The sequence below is a fragment of the Stenotrophomonas sp. UBA7606 genome (assembly GCF_002477705.1).
Taxonomy (GTDB): Bacteria; Pseudomonadota; Gammaproteobacteria; order Xanthomonadales; family Xanthomonadaceae; genus Stenotrophomonas.
Genome location: NZ_DLJW01000046.1, coordinates 1 through 14,679, shown reverse-complemented (window position 1 = coordinate 14,679; position 14,679 = coordinate 1). Strand labels below are relative to the sequence as shown.

15 protein-coding genes and 1 pseudogene are annotated in these 14,679 nt (G+C 66.0%); 10 read left to right on the top strand and 6 right to left on the bottom strand.

Annotated features, from left to right (window positions below; genetic code table 11):
• Positions 1 to 65 precede the first annotated feature (65 nt).
• From B2527_RS06550 to B2527_RS06540, 3 genes are read left to right on the top strand one after another with little or no spacing between them, the layout of a single operon-like run.
• Positions 66 to 392, top strand: a complete 327-nt coding sequence (locus tag B2527_RS06550) for a DUF3649 domain-containing protein (protein ID WP_414717019.1) — start codon at positions 66 to 68, stop codon at positions 390 to 392.
• Positions 389 to 2,011: a PepSY-associated TM helix domain-containing protein gene (locus B2527_RS06545; protein ID WP_293706728.1), complete on the top strand. Its 1,623-nt coding sequence runs from the start codon at positions 389 to 391 to the stop codon at positions 2,009 to 2,011. The genes B2527_RS06550 and B2527_RS06545 overlap by 4 nt, the downstream gene beginning before the upstream one ends.
• Positions 2,008 to 2,340 carry a DUF3325 domain-containing protein gene (locus B2527_RS06540; RefSeq protein ID WP_293706726.1) on the top strand — a complete coding sequence of 111 codons (333 nt, stop codon included), beginning with the start codon at positions 2,008 to 2,010 and terminating at the stop codon, positions 2,338 to 2,340. Before B2527_RS06545 ends, B2527_RS06540 begins: the two co-directional genes overlap by 4 nt.
• Positions 2,341 to 2,785: 445 nt before the next feature.
• On the opposite strand, the gene rlmKL is transcribed toward B2527_RS06540, so the two are convergent.
• Both rlmKL and B2527_RS06530 read right to left on the bottom strand, forming a co-directional pair.
• Complete coding sequence (rlmKL, locus tag B2527_RS06535) at positions 2,786 to 4,924, bottom strand: bifunctional 23S rRNA (guanine(2069)-N(7))-methyltransferase RlmK/23S rRNA (guanine(2445)-N(2))-methyltransferase RlmL (RefSeq protein WP_293706725.1); 2,139 nt, start codon at positions 4,922 to 4,924, stop codon at positions 2,786 to 2,788.
• A 132-nt stretch (positions 4,925 to 5,056) separates the two neighbouring features.
• Positions 5,057 to 5,584: a hypothetical protein gene (locus B2527_RS06530; RefSeq protein WP_293706792.1), complete on the bottom strand. Its 528-nt coding sequence runs from the start codon at positions 5,582 to 5,584 to the stop codon at positions 5,057 to 5,059.
• 51 nt (positions 5,585 to 5,635) lie between these two features.
• Between B2527_RS06530 and B2527_RS06525 the strand changes: the two genes are divergently transcribed.
• Positions 5,636 to 6,199, top strand: coding sequence for an N-acetylmuramoyl-L-alanine amidase (locus B2527_RS06525; RefSeq protein WP_293706724.1), 564 nt, complete (start codon positions 5,636 to 5,638; stop codon positions 6,197 to 6,199).
• 6 nt (positions 6,200 to 6,205) lie between these two features.
• On the opposite strand, the gene B2527_RS06520 is transcribed toward B2527_RS06525, so the two are convergent.
• Genes B2527_RS06520 through B2527_RS06510 form a run of 3 tightly spaced genes read right to left on the bottom strand, consistent with a single transcriptional unit; the run spans position 6,206 to position 8,898 of the window.
• Entirely contained in the window at positions 6,206 to 7,135 is a 930-nt protein-coding gene (locus B2527_RS06520) for a DUF1684 domain-containing protein (RefSeq protein WP_293706723.1), read from the bottom strand.
• Positions 7,136 to 7,177: 42 nt separating this feature from the next.
• On the bottom strand, positions 7,178 to 8,083 hold the full coding sequence (locus B2527_RS06515; RefSeq protein ID WP_293706721.1) for a sulfurtransferase: 906 nt from the start codon (positions 8,081 to 8,083) through the stop codon (positions 7,178 to 7,180).
• Positions 8,080 to 8,898, bottom strand: a complete 819-nt coding sequence (locus B2527_RS06510) for a CoA pyrophosphatase (RefSeq protein ID WP_293706720.1) — start codon at positions 8,896 to 8,898, stop codon at positions 8,080 to 8,082. The genes B2527_RS06515 and B2527_RS06510 overlap by 4 nt, the downstream gene beginning before the upstream one ends.
• A gap of 288 nt (positions 8,899 to 9,186) precedes the next feature.
• On the opposite strand from B2527_RS06510, the gene B2527_RS06505 reads away from it, so the two are divergent.
• Together B2527_RS06505 and B2527_RS06500 are read left to right on the top strand one after the other, a co-directional pair.
• Positions 9,187 to 9,612, top strand: coding sequence for a post-PEP-CTERM-1 domain-containing protein (locus B2527_RS06505; protein ID WP_293706719.1), 426 nt, complete (start codon positions 9,187 to 9,189; stop codon positions 9,610 to 9,612).
• Complete coding sequence (locus B2527_RS06500) at positions 9,609 to 11,297, top strand: PA domain-containing protein (RefSeq protein ID WP_293706718.1); 1,689 nt, start codon at positions 9,609 to 9,611, stop codon at positions 11,295 to 11,297. The genes B2527_RS06505 and B2527_RS06500 overlap by 4 nt, the downstream gene beginning before the upstream one ends.
• A gap of 189 nt (positions 11,298 to 11,486) precedes the next feature.
• Here B2527_RS06500 and B2527_RS06495 read toward each other — a convergent pair whose 3' ends face one another.
• Positions 11,487 to 12,188 (bottom strand): FKBP-type peptidyl-prolyl cis-trans isomerase N-terminal domain-containing protein, encoded by a 702-nt coding sequence (locus B2527_RS06495; protein ID WP_293706717.1) that lies wholly within the window; start codon positions 12,186 to 12,188, stop codon positions 11,487 to 11,489.
• 168 nt (positions 12,189 to 12,356) lie between these two features.
• On the opposite strand from B2527_RS06495, the gene B2527_RS06490 reads away from it, so the two are divergent.
• From B2527_RS06490 to B2527_RS06475, 4 genes and pseudogenes are all read left to right on the top strand, one after another.
• Positions 12,357 to 13,139 (top strand): enoyl-CoA hydratase/isomerase family protein, encoded by a 783-nt coding sequence (locus B2527_RS06490; protein ID WP_293706715.1) that lies wholly within the window; start codon positions 12,357 to 12,359, stop codon positions 13,137 to 13,139.
• A complete protein-coding gene (locus B2527_RS06485; protein WP_414717021.1) occupies positions 13,133 to 13,513 on the top strand; it encodes a hypothetical protein in 381 nt (126 codons plus the stop codon). Before B2527_RS06490 ends, B2527_RS06485 begins: the two co-directional genes overlap by 7 nt.
• Before the next feature lie 107 nt (positions 13,514 to 13,620).
• Positions 13,621 to 14,262 carry an endonuclease III gene (gene nth / locus B2527_RS06480; protein WP_293706790.1) on the top strand — a complete coding sequence of 214 codons (642 nt, stop codon included), beginning with the start codon at positions 13,621 to 13,623 and terminating at the stop codon, positions 14,260 to 14,262.
• Positions 14,263 to 14,431: 169 nt separating this feature from the next.
• Positions 14,432 to 14,679: pseudogene (locus tag B2527_RS06475) on the top strand (porin); the annotation flags it as partial.

The following is a 14,679-nucleotide window of genomic DNA, read 5'->3' as shown; positions in this document are numbered from 1 at the left end:
CCGACTTATCCCTCGCCACCGACACCGCCGGTGGCGTCCGTATTGATCCGACTATGCAGGTCTCCGTGGACAGCACGCCTCTCGCCAGCCCCTGGTACACCCGTTTTGGCAGTTTCCTCGCACGCCCCTGGTGGGGCGTGTTGTCGCGCTCGCTTGCCGCCATCGTCGGCGGCTATGCGCTGGCCGCCACTTCTTCGATGTTCTTCGCCGTGGCCTTGCCCATCGCCCGCAGCCAGGCCGTGCTGACCGGCATGCTGGTCGCCATCGTGCTGTGCGCCTGCGCCGCGTTGTGGGCATTCGCGACCCGCAGCGCGCTGCGCGCGTGGGTCGGCATCCTGATCCCGACCGCGCTGTTGTGGCTGGGTACCCAGTGGTTGGGAGCGGCCGCATGAAGAACGGATTCCGCCAATCGATGGCGTGGCTGCATACCTGGACCGGTTTGCTGGTCGGTTGGTTGCTGCTGCTGATCTTCATGGCTGGCACCGCCAGCTATTACCGCGAGGAGATCAGCCGTTGGATGCGGCCTGAGCTGCCGCGCAGCACGGTCAGTGCCGACGATGCCGCTGGGCGCGCGCTCAGCTTCCTGCAGCACAAGGCACCGCTGGCCGAGAGCTGGACCGTTACCCTCCCCGATGCCCGCAACCCGGCGATGCGCATGTTCTGGCGCAATCCGGAATCCATGGTCAAACCGCCAGTCGAAGGCGAAAAGCGCCGACGCCGTGGTGGTGGCCGCTTCGGTGACGCCACCGTCGATCCCAATACCGGCAATGAAGTCACCGCACGCGAAACCCGCGGTGGTGATTTCTTCTATCGCCTGCATTTTGACCTGCACTACATCCCGGTGATCTGGGCACGCTACATCGTCGGTTTCTGCGCGATGTTCATGCTGGTGGCGATCATTACCGGCATCATCACCCACAAGAAGATCTTCAAGGACTTCTTCACCTTCCGCCCGCAGAAAGGACTGCGCTCGTGGCTGGATTTCCATAACGTCAGCGCGGTGATGGCGCTGCCCTACCACGCGATGATCACCTACACCGGCATCGTCACCTTGATGTTCCTGTACCTGCCGTGGGGGGTGAAATCGGCCTATCCGAACGACGAGGACGCCTTCTTCAGCGAAGCCTTCGCGCGCATGGCCGAAGTGGAATCCCCGGCACAAGGCACGGCGGTGCCCGTGCCGATCCAGCAATTGATGGACAGCGCACGCAAGCAGTGGAACGGCGCCGATATCGCCGGCTTCACTGTGTACCGGCCCGGCGCGGCGAACACGGTGGTCGACATCCAGCAGCGCGATGGAAAACGCCTGTCGATAGACACGCCGTCGCTGCGCTATGACGCAGTCAGCGGCCAGTTGCTGGAAGCCAGCCCTGGCGCCGGTGGCGCGACGCAGACGCGTGGCGTGATGTACGGCCTGCACCTGGCACGCTTCGCGGACTGGGGACTGCGCGCCCTGTTCTTCCTGTCCGGCTTGATCGGCTGCCTGATGGTGGCCAGCGGCGTGGTGCTGTGGGCGGTGAAGGAGCGGCCCAAGCATGCCAAGTCCGGCAAGACCGGCTTCGGCCTGCGCCTGGTCGATGCCTTGAACATTGGTGCCGTTGCCGGTTTGCCGGTCGCCTTCGCCGCTTATTTCTGGGGCAACCGCTTGTTGCCTGTGCAACTGGCCGAACGTTCGGCTGCAGAGGCCAATGTGTTCTTCTGGGCCTGGGGCGCCGCCCTGCTGGCGGCTTTCATCTGGCCCAAGCGGATGATGTGGGCCTGGCAGCTGTATGTCGGCGCAGCCTTGTTCGCGCTGATCCCCCTGCTCAATGTCTTGACCACGAATGCGCATCTTGGCGCGAGCATTGCCGCCGGCGACTGGGTATTGGCCAGCTTCGACCTGTGCATGATCGCCTTCGGCGCGATGCTGGCCTACTGCGGCTGGCGCATGCAGCGCTGGCAGCCACCGTTGAGTGCCGCGGAGAAAAAGCGCAGGCAACAAGCCGCCGCGGCTGCGGAGGCGAGCGCATGATGCTGCTTGTCCTGGGTTTGTCGTTCGCCGCCTTTGTTGCGCTGTCCTTTGCGATGGAAAAGCACCAGTTGGACCTTTACGGCAGGGCTGCTACGAGCACTGCACGCATGCAGCTGTGGCGCTGGTTGGGCTGGAGTCTGCTGACGGCTGCATTCGCGCTGTGCGTGTGGCGACACGGCTGGGCGTTGGGGCCGGTGTGGTGCTTGGGTGCAATGACGATCGCCGGCCTGCTGTTGGCCTTCGGGCTGTATCCGTATCGCCCGCGCTGGATCGCGCCTTTGGCGTGGGTGTTGCCGGTCGTGGGGTTGGCGGCAGCAAGCTTGATGTAGAGCCGAGCCATGCTCGGCTGGGGCGTTACCAGCCAGGGCGAAAAGCACCCCTCCCCAGCCCTCCCCTTCGCTGCGCGAAAGGGAGGGAGCACAGGTAGAGCCGAGCCATGCTCGGCTGGGGCATTGCCGCGCAAATCAAAGCCCCCCTTCCCAGCCCTCCCCTTCGCTGTGCGAAAGGGAGGGAGCATAGGTAGAGCCGAGCCATGCTCGGCTGGGGCATTACCCAGCAAAGCAAAAGCCCCCTTCCCTGCCCTTCCCTTCGCTGCGCGAAAGGGAGGGAGCGCGGGTGGGCTGCGGCTTTATCGACGGAGCCTCTGCCGAGCATGGCTCGGCACTACAGGATGGCATTGCCAGGAAAGTCTCTGCCGAGTATGGCTCGGCACTACAGGTGGCATTGCCTGGAAAGCCTCTGCCGAGCATGGCTCGGCAATACAGGTGCGGCGGCTTAGACCCGGCGCAGTTCCCAGGCGCGGTGGATGCGGGCGTTGCGCTCGAAATCCGGGCCGATGGTCTGTGCGGAGATTTCGCGGCAATGCGCGAACTCGGCAACGGCGTTCTCTTCCAGCTTGAAGCGGCGGAAGTTGTTGGAGAAATACAGCACGCCATCGGAGGTCAGCCGCGCCATCGCCGCACGCAGCAGGCGCACGTGCTCGCGCTGGATGTCGAAATCGTCGGCACGCGCCGAGTTGGAGAAGGTCGGCGGATCGCAGAAGATCACGTCGTAGCGGTTCTTCTCCGCCTCCAACCAGGTCACCGCATCGGCCTGCACCAGGGTGTGCTGGCTGCCGCCCTTGCCGTTGAGCGCGAGGTTGTCGGCACACCATTGCAGGTAGGTACCGGACAGATCCACGCTGGTGGTCGAGCTGGCGCCGGCTACCGCCGCTTCCACGCTGGCCACACCGGTGTAGCAGAACAGGTTGAGGAAGCGCTTGCCGCGTGCTTCCTGCGCCATATGCGTGCGCAGCGGGCGGTGGTCGAGGAACAGGCCGGTGTCCAGGTAATCGAACAGATTCACCCGCAGCAGTGCATCGTTCTCGCGCACCAGGATGAACTCGCCGCGCTGCTCGAAACGACCGTACTTGCTGCCGCCCTTGCCACGCTCACGTGACTTCAGGGCGACCTGTTCGGCCGGCACCTGGAATACCTCGCGCGCGGCGGCCAGCAGTTCGTTGCGACGTCGGCGCACATCCACGTCCGGAATGGTGGCCGGCGCGGCGTATTCCTGCACATGCAGGAAGGTGCGGTTCTTGCCACCGTCTTCGCGGTAGACGTCGATGGCGGCCGCGTATTCCGGCAGGTCGGCATCGTAGGCACGGAAACAGGTGATGCCCTCGCGCGACAGCCAGTTCTTGTATTTCTTCAGATTCTTGCGCAGGCGGTTGGCCACCATCTGCGCGCCTTCGCTGAGTTCGCGCGGCTGGCCGGCGTTCTCACGCTCGGGCACGGCAATCGGGTCACAGACGATCAGCGCGCATTCGATGGCGCCGTTGAACATCTGGTACTTCTTGGCCGCACGCAGTCCGGTGGCGAAGGCCAGGTCGGCGCTGCCGCACAGCAGGCTTGCACGCCAGGTGGGCACCGCACGCTTGAGCGCATCACCAATACGGCGATACAGCACGGTGTCGGCAGCCAGGCGCTCGTCGTAAGGGGGATTGCAGACCACGCAGCCGGTTTCCTGCGGCGGCACCTGCATATCGGCCACGTCACGCACGCCGAACCAGATGGCCTCGCTGACGCCCGCAACCTCGGCGTTTTCCTTGGCCGCACGGATTGCCGCCGGGTCGATGTCGCTGCCATGGATGACCTGCTTGAGCGCGGCACGACCGGCCTGTTCGCGCTGGCGCGCTTCGGCCATCAGTTCCTTCCACTGCGCCTGATCGAAACCGCGCCAGCGGCTCGGTGGGATGCTGCCATGGCGCTGCAGACCCGGTGCGACGTCGGCTGCCATCAAGGCGCCTTCGATCAGCAAGGTACCGCTGCCGCACATCGGGTCGAGCAGGCCACCGCCTTCGGCGTGGATCTTCGGCCAGTTGGCGCGCAGCAGTACGGCGGCAGCCAGGTTTTCCTTCAGCGGTGCATCGTTCTGCGCCATGCGCCAACCACGGCGGTGCATCGGGCCACCGCCCAGGTCGATGGAGATGGTGGCCCTGCCCTTGCGCAGCGACAGGTTGATGCGCACATCCGGGAACTCGACGTTCACCGACGGCCGCTCCATGCCCTGGTCACGCAGGCTGTCGACCACGCCGTCCTTGACCCGTTGCGCGGCAAAGCGCGCGTGGGTAATGGCGGTGCCAGACACATGCGCGTCCACCGACAAGGTCAGCTCGGGGCTGATGTGCTGGTCCCACGGCATGGCCGCCACGCCCTGGTACAGCGAGTTCTCGTCCGGGCAGTCGAATTCCTGCAGCGGCCACAGCACGCGGCTGGCCAGGCGCGACCACAGCACCACCCGCTGTGCATCGCGCAGCTCGCCCTCGGCATTGACGCCGGCAATGGTGGCGGTCGCCCGCGGCAGGCCCATCGCCAGCAGTTCGTCGGCAAGCAGGTATTCAAGGCCCTTGGCGCAGGAAACAAAGAAATTCACGGGAGCTATCAACTTTCGAAGAGGGAATCGGGCCAGCCAGGCGGGCAGGCACGGTGGCCGGCCCCGGGGCATCCAGGGCCGCTATTGTAGGCAGTTGCCCGCCGCGGCGTCGGAATCGGCCGGCGGCGGCGTTCACAAACCGCGCAGCAAGGCTTCGAAGGCCTGCGCCGAGGCGTCCACATGGCGCATCAGGCGGTGGCCGTCATCGACCAGCAGCAGCCGCGCCCTGCGCTCGGCGGCCCAGGCGATCACGTCGGCGGCCGGGATCAGTTCGTCGTTCCAGGCGTGGACCACGCTGATCGGCACCGCCGCTGCATCCAGCGCCGGCATCGGTCCCATCGTGGTGGGCGGCACCATCAGGAACAACCCGGCCACCGGCACCTGCAGCGAGGTGATCGCCGAGATATAGGCGCCCAGGCTGGATCCGCCCAGCACCAGCGGGCCACGTGCCGCCATCTCGGCCGCGCGTTCGACCAGCCGCTGCAGGCGCGCCGGCACATCGCCGACCCGGCTGATCTCGTGCCTGGCATCCAGGTCGGTGTAATCCGGGCGTTCGTGGCTCCAGCCCAGGCGTTCGGCCACCTCGGCCAGCGCGGTGACCTTGGTGGCGTCGGGGCCGCTCTCGAAGCCGTGCGACAGGATGCAGTGGCCGCGACTCATGGCTGGCGGCGGGTCATGGGGAAATTCATGGGTGAATGCTAGCATCCACCCATGCACCTGCCGCCGCCCATCATCGCCAAACCGCTGCCCTACGAACACCTGCTGGCGCAGCGCAAGCCCACCGACATCGACCTGGTGGTGATCCACTGCACCGAACTGCCGGACCTGGCCACCGCCCGCGAGTATGGCGAGCGCGCCCTGTACGACAACGGCAGCGGCAACAGCGGCCATTACTACATCGACCGCGATGGCAGCATCCAGCAATACGTGGCCCTGGACCGCGTGGCCCACCACGTGCGCGGCATCAACCCGCGTTCGATCGGCATCGAGCTGGTCAACAACGGGCGCTGGCCGAACTGGTTCGACTCCAACCACCAGACCATGACCGAGCCCTACCCGGAAGCGCAGATTGCAGCGCTGGTACGCCTGCTGGAATGGTTGCCACAGGCAGTACCGTCACTGCGCTACATCGCCGGCCACGAGCAATTGGATACCGCCCTGGAACCTGCCAGCGATGACGCCGGCCGCAGCGTGCAGCGCAAGCTGGATCCGGGCCCCTTGTTCCCGTGGGAGCTGGTATTGCGCTCCATCGACCTGCAGCGGATGCCGGGCTGACCCCGGCTACTGCGGCAGATACTGGAATTTCTCGCCAGCCGTCACCGCCAGGTCGAGGCGATTGACCGCCGGTGCGATGGGGCACACCACATGCGGGGTCAGCGCGCAGGGCGGGTTCTCGGCGCGGTTGAAATCCAGCACCAGCTTGCCGTCGCGGGGTTCGGCTGCGTACAGGTAGCGAGCGCCGCCATAGGTCTCCCTGCCGCTGGTGCGGTCGGAAAACAGGAAGAACAGCTGCCGCGATGGCAGCGCCTCCTTGTCCAGTACCGGTTGCAGGCGGAAGGTACGCCCGTCCATCTCGAATACCGCTTCACCCGGCACCTGCGCCGGCAACGGCGTGCCGATCGAGGTCAACAGCACCGCCTGCCGGGCCTGGGCATAGGGCTGCCAACGCGCCTGCACCTGCCAGCGACGGTCCACCGGAAAGTGCTCGATGCCCTGGAAGTTACGTCGACGCGCCGAGCCGGGGTCGCGGAAACGCCAGCCCAGTACACTGCCCATGCGCACAAGATAGAACTCGGACGTACCCAGCCTGATGCGACTGGCCTCCTGCATACCGGCCACCCCCGGGCGCAGTTCGGCCTGGCGCAGCGGGTGACCATTGAGGGTTGCTCCGCTGCCGGGCTTGCCGTCGATGCGGGCATTGCCGTTTGCGTCCACCTCCAGCAGCCCCAGCTGTGCTGGGCCCGCCGGCAGCAACAGATCATTGCCCGGGGCACTGCCCAACCGGTAGCTGCCCGGGCGCAGACGCCCGGAGCCAATGTAACTGAGCCAGCCATCGCCGGCCCGCAGCCGTGCCAGCCGCTGCGCACGCCATTGTTCGACGTCGCGCGCGTACTGGCGCGCGTCCATCGCCGTTGACGCATCCGGCGCGGTGTCACAGCCACTCAACAACAGCAGCGCCAACAGCAGCACCAGGCCCATCCGCATTGTCATCGTTCCCCCCGGATCCCTGCGCCGCCACGGCGACGCGTCGTTTCAGCCCACAGCCACCGGCCGCCGCTCGTCACTGGACCAGCCACTCCAGGAATCGGCAAACACCCGCAGGCCCTGCAGACCTGCATGCTCAAACGCCAGCAACAAGTGGCAGGCAGTCACACCGGAACCGCACATCACTACCGCCTGCGCGGGCGCATGCTCGCCCAGCAAGGGCAGCAACTCGGCACGCAGTTCGGCCGCCGGCCGCATGTGGCCATCGCGCAGGTTCATTGCGAGCGGGCGATTGACCGCACCGGGCACGTGGCCCGCAACCCGATCCAGCGGCTCCACCTCACCGCGGTAGCGCTCGCCGGCGCGCGCGTCCAGCAACCAGCCCGGCGCCTGCGGCAAGCGTGCCTGCACCTCGTCGGCACTGACCACCTGCGCCAGATCAAACCTGCCCGGATAGGGCGCAGTGCGGGTAACCGCCACCTCCGCGGCAGCCTCCACGGCCTGCCCCGCCGCCTGCCAAGCGGCCAAGCCACCATCCAGCACGGCAACCTTGTCGTGGCCGATCAGCCTCAGCAGCCACCACAACCGGGCGGCGGCCATGCTGCCGTCGGCGGCGTCGTAGACAACCACCTGCGTCTGCGGGGCGATCCCCCAACCGCCCAGCGTGGCCGCAAACGCCTCGCTGTCCGGCAACGGGTGACGGCCATGGCCGTGTTTGCCCAGGTCGGACAGATCCCGGTTCAGATCGGCATACAGCGCTCCCGGTATATGCCCTGCCGCATATTGCTGGCGGCCGGCTTGGGCATCGGCCAGTGAAAAGCGCGCATCCATCACCCGCACCGCGGTACTGGCGATTGCGCGCGCGTCCAACACCCGTGTTGCATCGGCCTGCAGGATCGCGGCCAGGCTGGCAACGTCCACCAGGGTGGTCCACGGCGGGCTGTTCGTAGTCATGCCACTTGCTCCAATCGACGACGCAGGTTGTAGAGGATGGCAGCCGTTGCGCCCCAGATGCGCTGGCCAGGCCAGGTGTACTCCATCACGTGGCGTACCCGCCCGTGATAGTCCACCGGCACCTGCCGCAGGTTGGCCGGATCCATCAGGAAATCCAGCGGCACTTCGAACACTTCGGCCACCTCGCCCGGCTCGGGCCGGGCAATGAAATCCGGATCCACCACCGCCACCACCGGCGTCACCCGGAAACCGGTAATGGTGATGAACGGATCGAGGTAACCCAACGCCAGCACCTGGCTCGACGCCAGCGCGATTTCTTCATCGCTTTCGCGCAGCGCCGCCGCCAGCGGGTTGCGGTCGCGCTTTTCCATGCGCCCACCAGGGAACCCGACCTGGCCGCCATGGTTGCGCAGCGCCTCGGTGCGCCTTGTCAGGATCACCTGGGTGCCGTGTGGGCGCGGCACCAGGCCGGCCAGCACGGCCGCTTCCACCGGTGGCCCGGGCGGCAGCAGGTCTTCCAGCTCGCTGCGGTTCCAGCCGGGGCCGTTCGGCGCATCCAGCAAGGGCAGCAAGGCCTGCTGCAGACGCTCTCGCCCGCCCAGCTGCGCTGCAAATGCCGTGGCATCGCGCGCACGTTGCGGCAGCTCCTGTTCCATCACCCGTTGACGCTCGCGCTCGCTCATCGCCATCCACCCGCCAATTTCCGCACCCGTACGCCAGCAACCGCGGCAAAAGCCCGCCGGGTCCAAGGCGCAGATTCCGATACAGGGGCTGGAAATGAGACGCGGCGGTGGCGGAGCAACAAATTCATGCATCGCGCTAGCGTAGCGCGCCAAAGTGTCAGCGGACAGGCCAGATTGGTCGGCCGTGACCGGCAACGCAGCGCGACGTCCATACCCACAGGGATCTTGGTGCCCCATTCATTATGTGACGCACATCAACTATTGAGCTTGCGTTCATCCGAGGGCACACTCGGGTTGCCGACAGGGGGACACCGAACTATCCGTAATGCAGGCGCGTCCGCGCAGGCCTGATTTCAGGCCCTGTGAATTCGCCTACAGCCGCGTAGCGCCTTTTCGCTTCACTCTGTACGGAGTACGGAAATGAAATTGGCAAAACCTCTCCTTTTGCTCCCCGCACTGGCCTTGGCTGCCGCCTCGGTCATGGCCAGCGAACCTACCGCTGCGGAGCAGACCGCCGACAACGGCATGGTCGCCGGCATCGACGCAAAGACGGGCAAGCTGCGCAAGCTCAGCGACAGTGAAATCCGCGCCTTGTCCGACAAGGCCAACGCCATGCCTGCCGCCGCCCGCAGCAGCGCAGGTGCCAATGCCGCATGGGCACGCATACCGCAGACCGGCGCCGATGCCAGCAAGACCCTGCGCCTGCAGAGCAATGGCATGACCACGGCCGACCTGCCGCTGTCCTCGCTCAATGCATTGACCGTGCAATGTGCCGCCGATGGCAGTGTGCAGTTGCTGGAGAACGGTGCCGCGGTTTCCCATGATCGGCAGGAGGTGTCCAAATGAAGGCGCAACTTCTCTCGGCCATGGTCGTGGCCACGCTGTATGCCGCCTCCGCGCAGGCTGCCATCATCACCCCGGTCAACCAGGACCCGGCTGGCAAGGGTCTCAATGACACCACCGCGCGCGCGCCGGAGGGCGGCAACCCCGGCGTAAGCGTTGGTGAACAGCGGCGCATCGTCTACCAGTACGCGGCCGACCTGTGGGGCTCGGTGCTGCAGAGCGATGTGGAAACCTTTGTCGGCGCCAGCTTCCAGGACCTGGCCTGCACCGCCACCGGCGGCACGCTGGGCTCGGCCGGTGCCTCATGGGTGGCTGCTTCGGCACCGTCGGGTGCCCAGCTGGGCATGATCTACCACGGCGCCCTGGCCAACGCCGTCAATGGCTCGCGCATCACCATCAGCAGCAGCGGCACCGACATCACCAGTCGATTCAATGCCAACCTGGGCGGCACCAACCCGGACGGTTCGCCGTGCATGACCGGCTCGGGCTGGTACTACGGACTGGACGGCAACACGCCTGCCGGGCAGATCAACTTCCTGGACGTGGTGATGCATGAAATCGGCCACGGCCTGGGCTTCTCCGGCTTTGTCGGCTACACGAGCGGCCGCCTGGGTGAACGTACCGGCATTCCCAGCTACTACGGCTATTCCGACGTCTACACCGACAACGCCTACGACAACCTCACCGGCAAGCGTTTCACCGATGCGTCGATGACCAACGCGCTGCGCGCCACCTCGATCAAGACCCGCGGCGCACCCGCCTGGGACGGTGCCAGCGCCAAGGCACAGACCCCGCTGTGGCTGGATCCGGCACTGGTCCTGTCGGTCAGTGGCACGTCGGTGGTATCGCAGTTCTTCGGCACCGCGTCGTTCGGGCCGGCGGCCACCGCGGCCAACTTCAAGGGACCGGTGGTGGTGGCCAATGATGGCACCGGGCCGGACACCGCCGATGCCTGCGAGGCGCTGCCGGCAGGCAGCCTTGCCGGCAAGGTGGCCTACGTCAATCGCGGCACCTGCGCGTTTGAGATCAAGGCCGCCAATGTGCAGGCCGCTGGTGCGGTGGCCGCGATCATCGGCAATGTCGCCAGTTCCGCCGATCCGGGTACGGCGCCGGGCATGGCGGAAGACGCCTCGGTCAACGCCACCATCCCGACCCTCAGCGTCAACCTCAGCGATGCCAACCTGATCAAGGCGGCAGCCCAGGCCGGCACGGCGATGACGGCCGCGCTGGGCAATGTCGCCGGGCAGATGGCTGGCGCCGATCGCAGCGGGCGACCGCTGCTGTATGCACCGGCGACAGTGGCCAGCGGCTCCTCGTTCTCGCACTTCGAGAGCGTACTCAAGCCGGACGCCCTGATGGAACCCGCCAACAGCGACAGCACCGATGCTGCACGCATCGTTGACCTCACCCTGGGTGTGTTCGCCGATGAAGGCTGGGGCTTGAATGGCGGCAACGCCCGTATCGGCAGCTGCGATACCGGCGTGAAGCTGTTCAAGGCGCCGGGCATGATTGCAGGTGCCAACGTGCAAGCCCAGGACCGTCTGTGCAGGGTGGGTGCCAAGGGCAACCGTGGCCAATACCTGCGCTGCATGAACGACACCGCCAGCAGCCTGAAGGCCATCGGCATGGTCAGCACCGTCGAGCAGGCGGGCATCCGCAGCTGTGCTGCAAAACTGACGTCGCTGTAAAAAGCCGCAGCGGCTTTCAGGGTTACCGACCGGCGCCCAAGGGCGCCGGTTTTTTTGTGACTACCTGCGAGGCGCAACGCCTGCCAACATTCGGGTTGATGGGTTGTTCGCTCCGCCCTGCCCGTTCACTGGATCAAAAAAAACGCCGGCGTTGCCACCGGCGCTTTTCTTCTTACGTTTTGCTGGCGATTACTTGACGCTGACCAGCTTGATCTCGAACTGCACAGCCACGTTCGGCGGGAACGGGGTGCGCGGATCGGCACCGTAGGCCTGATCCGGCGGCAGGGTCACTTCCCACTTGGCACCGGCCGGCATCTGCAGCAGCGTGGTGCGCATGGCCGCCATCTCCACTTCGCTCAGCTTGATCGACGGGATCGACTGGGCCGGGCGGGCTTCGGTCGGGCGCTGGCCATACGGGAACGGACCAGCGACTTCCAGCGCGACGGTACTGGCCTGGGTCGGCTTGGCACCGTTGCCGGCTTCGATCACGCGGTACTGCACGTTGTTGGCCAGGCTCTGCACGCCCGGCTTGGCCTTGTTGGCGGCCAGGAACTGGTCGCTGCGGGTCTTGTTTTCAGCGGCAGCCTTTTCGTACTCGGCCTTGGCGGCCTGGGCACGGCCCTGCTCACGGCGCTGGAATGCCTCGACGGCCGGCTTCAGCTGGTCGGCGGTGATGGCCGGCTGCTTCTTGGCGTAGGCGTCCTGCAGGCCCTTGACCACCGATGCGATGTCCAGCTGTTCGCCACGGCCGGTGAGTTCGGCCAGGTTGTTGCCGTAATCGTAGCCAAAGTAATAGCTCAGCTTGCCCTTCTCGGACGAGACGTCCTGGGCGAATGCAGCGCCGGTAATGGCCAGAGCGGCCACGGCGACCGCGATAGAACGCAACTTCATCAAACAGTTCTCCAGGAAAGGTGTCTCAGGGCAACCATGCCGCTAGAGGCGACGGGTTAGGATAGCCGTCACAAAGGCTGTCCGCCACTGACGACGCCGATTCAGACAGGGCAAGGGTTCCAGTAGTTCCCGGCTCACTTTTTTTTAACTTTTCAGGAGTCCAGCTGTATGTCCGATGCACCGGTTTCTACCCGCACCCAGGATGGCATCCACACCATCACCGTGCAGCGCCCGGAGAAGCTCAACGCGCTCAACCGGCAGACGCTGGAGGTACTGGACGCAGCATTTGCAGCCGCCGCGCAGGATCCGGCGGTACGGGTGGTGGTATTGACCGGTGCTGGCAGCAAGGCATTCGTGGCCGGCGCGGACATCGCCGAGATGAACGCCCTGACCCCGGTCCAAGGCCGCGACTTCTCGCTGGTTGGCCAACGTTTGATGCGCCGGATTGAACGTTTGAGCAAGCCGGTCATCGCAATGGTGAACGGTTTCGCACTGGGTGGTGGCATGGAGCTGGCCATGGCCTGCCATCTGCGCATCGCCGCCGACAGCGCCAAGGTGGGCCAGCCAGAGATCAACCTGGGCCTGGTGCCGGGCTTCGGCGGCACCCAACGCCTGCTTCGCCTGGGCGGGCGTGCCGCTGCGCTCGAGTTGTGCCTGCTGGGTGCTCCCATCAGCGCCGAGCGCGCGCAGCAGCTGGGCCTGGTCAATCGGGTGGTGCCCGCCGCAGAGCTGGAAGCAGAGACCACCAAGCTCGCCGTGCAGTTGGCCAACGCCGCACCGCTGGCGCTGCGCGGCATCCTGGATGCGATCAACGTCGGTGGCGAATGCGGCATCGAGGAAGGGCTGGAATACGAAAGCGCACAATTTGGCCTGGTGTTCTCCACCCAGGACATGCGTGAAGGCACCCGTGCCTTCCTGGAACGCCGCAAGCCGGAATTCAGGAACTGCTGAGCCACGCCATGCCCGCCGTACACGCCACGCCCGGACAGCTGTTGCAGCTGGTACTGGACGACGCTCTGGATGCAGCGCTTGACGCTGGCCTGATGGACTACCAGCCGCAGGCCGGCGACGCCGCCCTCGACCCACTGCACCCGGACCTGCCACAACGCCTGCAACAGGCCCAGCAGCAACTGCGCACGGCCTGGGCTGCACGTGAACGCCACCGCGCCCGTGCGGCGCGGCTGGCCCGCCGCGCCGCCGAGCGTGAGGCGCGACGTGCGCCAGCGCCCGCGGCCAACAGCAAACCTGCCCTGCCCTCGGCGGCGGCGGCGATCCTGGCCCGGGCCCGGGCCAAGGCCAAGGCCGCAGGAAGCACACCGCAATGACAACCACTGCAGCGAAGAAAACCACGGCCCGCAAGACCACCGCCAGCAAGCGCCCGGCAAGGAAGGCTACACCCGCCAAGGCCGGCACCGCCCGCGGCAGCAAACGCATGAGCGCAGCCGAAGTACTGGAGATGTTCACCCGCCTGCGCGAACTCAACCCGCACCCGACCACCGAACTGGAATACAAGACCCCGTTCGAGCTGCTGGTCGCGGTCACGCTGTCGGCCCAGGCCACCGACGTGGGCGTCAACAAGGCCACGCGCAAGCTGTTCCCGGTGGCCAACACCGCCCAGGCCATCCTTGCGTTGGGAGAGGAAGGGCTCAAGCGCTACATCGCCACCATCGGCCTGTTCAATGCCAAGGCCAGGAACGTGATTGCCGCCTGCGCCATCCTGGTTGAAAAATACGGCGGAGAAGTCCCCGCCGACCGTGCCGCGCTGGAAGCCCTGCCCGGCGTCGGTCGCAAGACTGCCAATGTGGTGCTCAACACCGCGTTCGGGCAGCCAACCATGGCGGTGGATACGCACATCTTCCGTGTTGCCAACCGCACCGGGCTGGCACCTGGCAAAGACGTGCGTGCGGTGGAGGATGGCCTGGTCAAGGTGATTCCCGCCGAGTTCCTGCAGGATGCGCACCACTGGTTGATCCTGCACGGGCGCTATGTGTGCAAGGCACGCAAACCGGATTGCCCGCAATGCGTGATCCGCGACCTCTGCCATTTCAAGGACAAGACCGCCGACGCCGCCTGAGCGTCGGCAGTTGCCATCTGCACGACACCTGCCGGTAACAGCGCACCTGCCAAATGCGCAGGTGCTTGCCCTGCCTGGGCCATAACAGTCGCCGGACTGTCACATTTACGCAATCTTTACAGCCTAGCCTTCGCAGCAACCTCAACCTGCCTGCAAGGCTACCCACCCAATGAAACTGCATCGCCAACTCCTCACCGCGGCCGTGGCTGCTGCACTGTTCGCGCCGGCTGCACACGCTGAAGTCGCCATCGACGTTATTGGCGGTTCCGAAATCACCTTCGAAGGCCTGGTCCAGGCCGACGGCAACTGGTTCGACAACGACAAGGCCGACCTGAACGGTGTTGCCAAGAACGGCAAGGACAGCGAGTTCGAGCTGCGCCGCGCCGAGCTGGTGCTGAAGGGCAAGGGCCCGGGCAA

Coding starts and splice junctions, on each gene's coding strand:
- B2527_RS06500 (WP_293706718.1), top strand. CDS start 9,609: ATGAAGGCGCAACTTCTCTCGGCCATGGTCGTGGCCACGCTGTATGCC.
- B2527_RS06510 (WP_293706720.1), bottom strand. CDS start 8,898: ATGCATGAATTTGTTGCTCCGCCACCGCCGCGTCTCATTTCCAGCCCC.
- B2527_RS06495 (WP_293706717.1), bottom strand. CDS start 12,188: ATGAAGTTGCGTTCTATCGCGGTCGCCGTGGCCGCTCTGGCCATTACC.
- B2527_RS06525 (WP_293706724.1), top strand. CDS start 5,636: ATGCACCTGCCGCCGCCCATCATCGCCAAACCGCTGCCCTACGAACAC.
- B2527_RS06515 (WP_293706721.1), bottom strand. CDS start 8,083: ATGACTACGAACAGCCCGCCGTGGACCACCCTGGTGGACGTTGCCAGC.
- B2527_RS06530 (WP_293706792.1), bottom strand. CDS start 5,584: ATGAGTCGCGGCCACTGCATCCTGTCGCACGGCTTCGAGAGCGGCCCC.
- B2527_RS06540 (WP_293706726.1), top strand. CDS start 2,008: ATGATGCTGCTTGTCCTGGGTTTGTCGTTCGCCGCCTTTGTTGCGCTG.
- B2527_RS06490 (WP_293706715.1), top strand. CDS start 12,357: ATGTCCGATGCACCGGTTTCTACCCGCACCCAGGATGGCATCCACACC.
- B2527_RS06505 (WP_293706719.1), top strand. CDS start 9,187: ATGAAATTGGCAAAACCTCTCCTTTTGCTCCCCGCACTGGCCTTGGCT.
- B2527_RS06520 (WP_293706723.1), bottom strand. CDS start 7,135: ATGACAATGCGGATGGGCCTGGTGCTGCTGTTGGCGCTGCTGTTGTTG.
- nth (WP_293706790.1), top strand. CDS start 13,621: ATGAGCGCAGCCGAAGTACTGGAGATGTTCACCCGCCTGCGCGAACTC.
- B2527_RS06545 (WP_293706728.1), top strand. CDS start 389: ATGAAGAACGGATTCCGCCAATCGATGGCGTGGCTGCATACCTGGACC.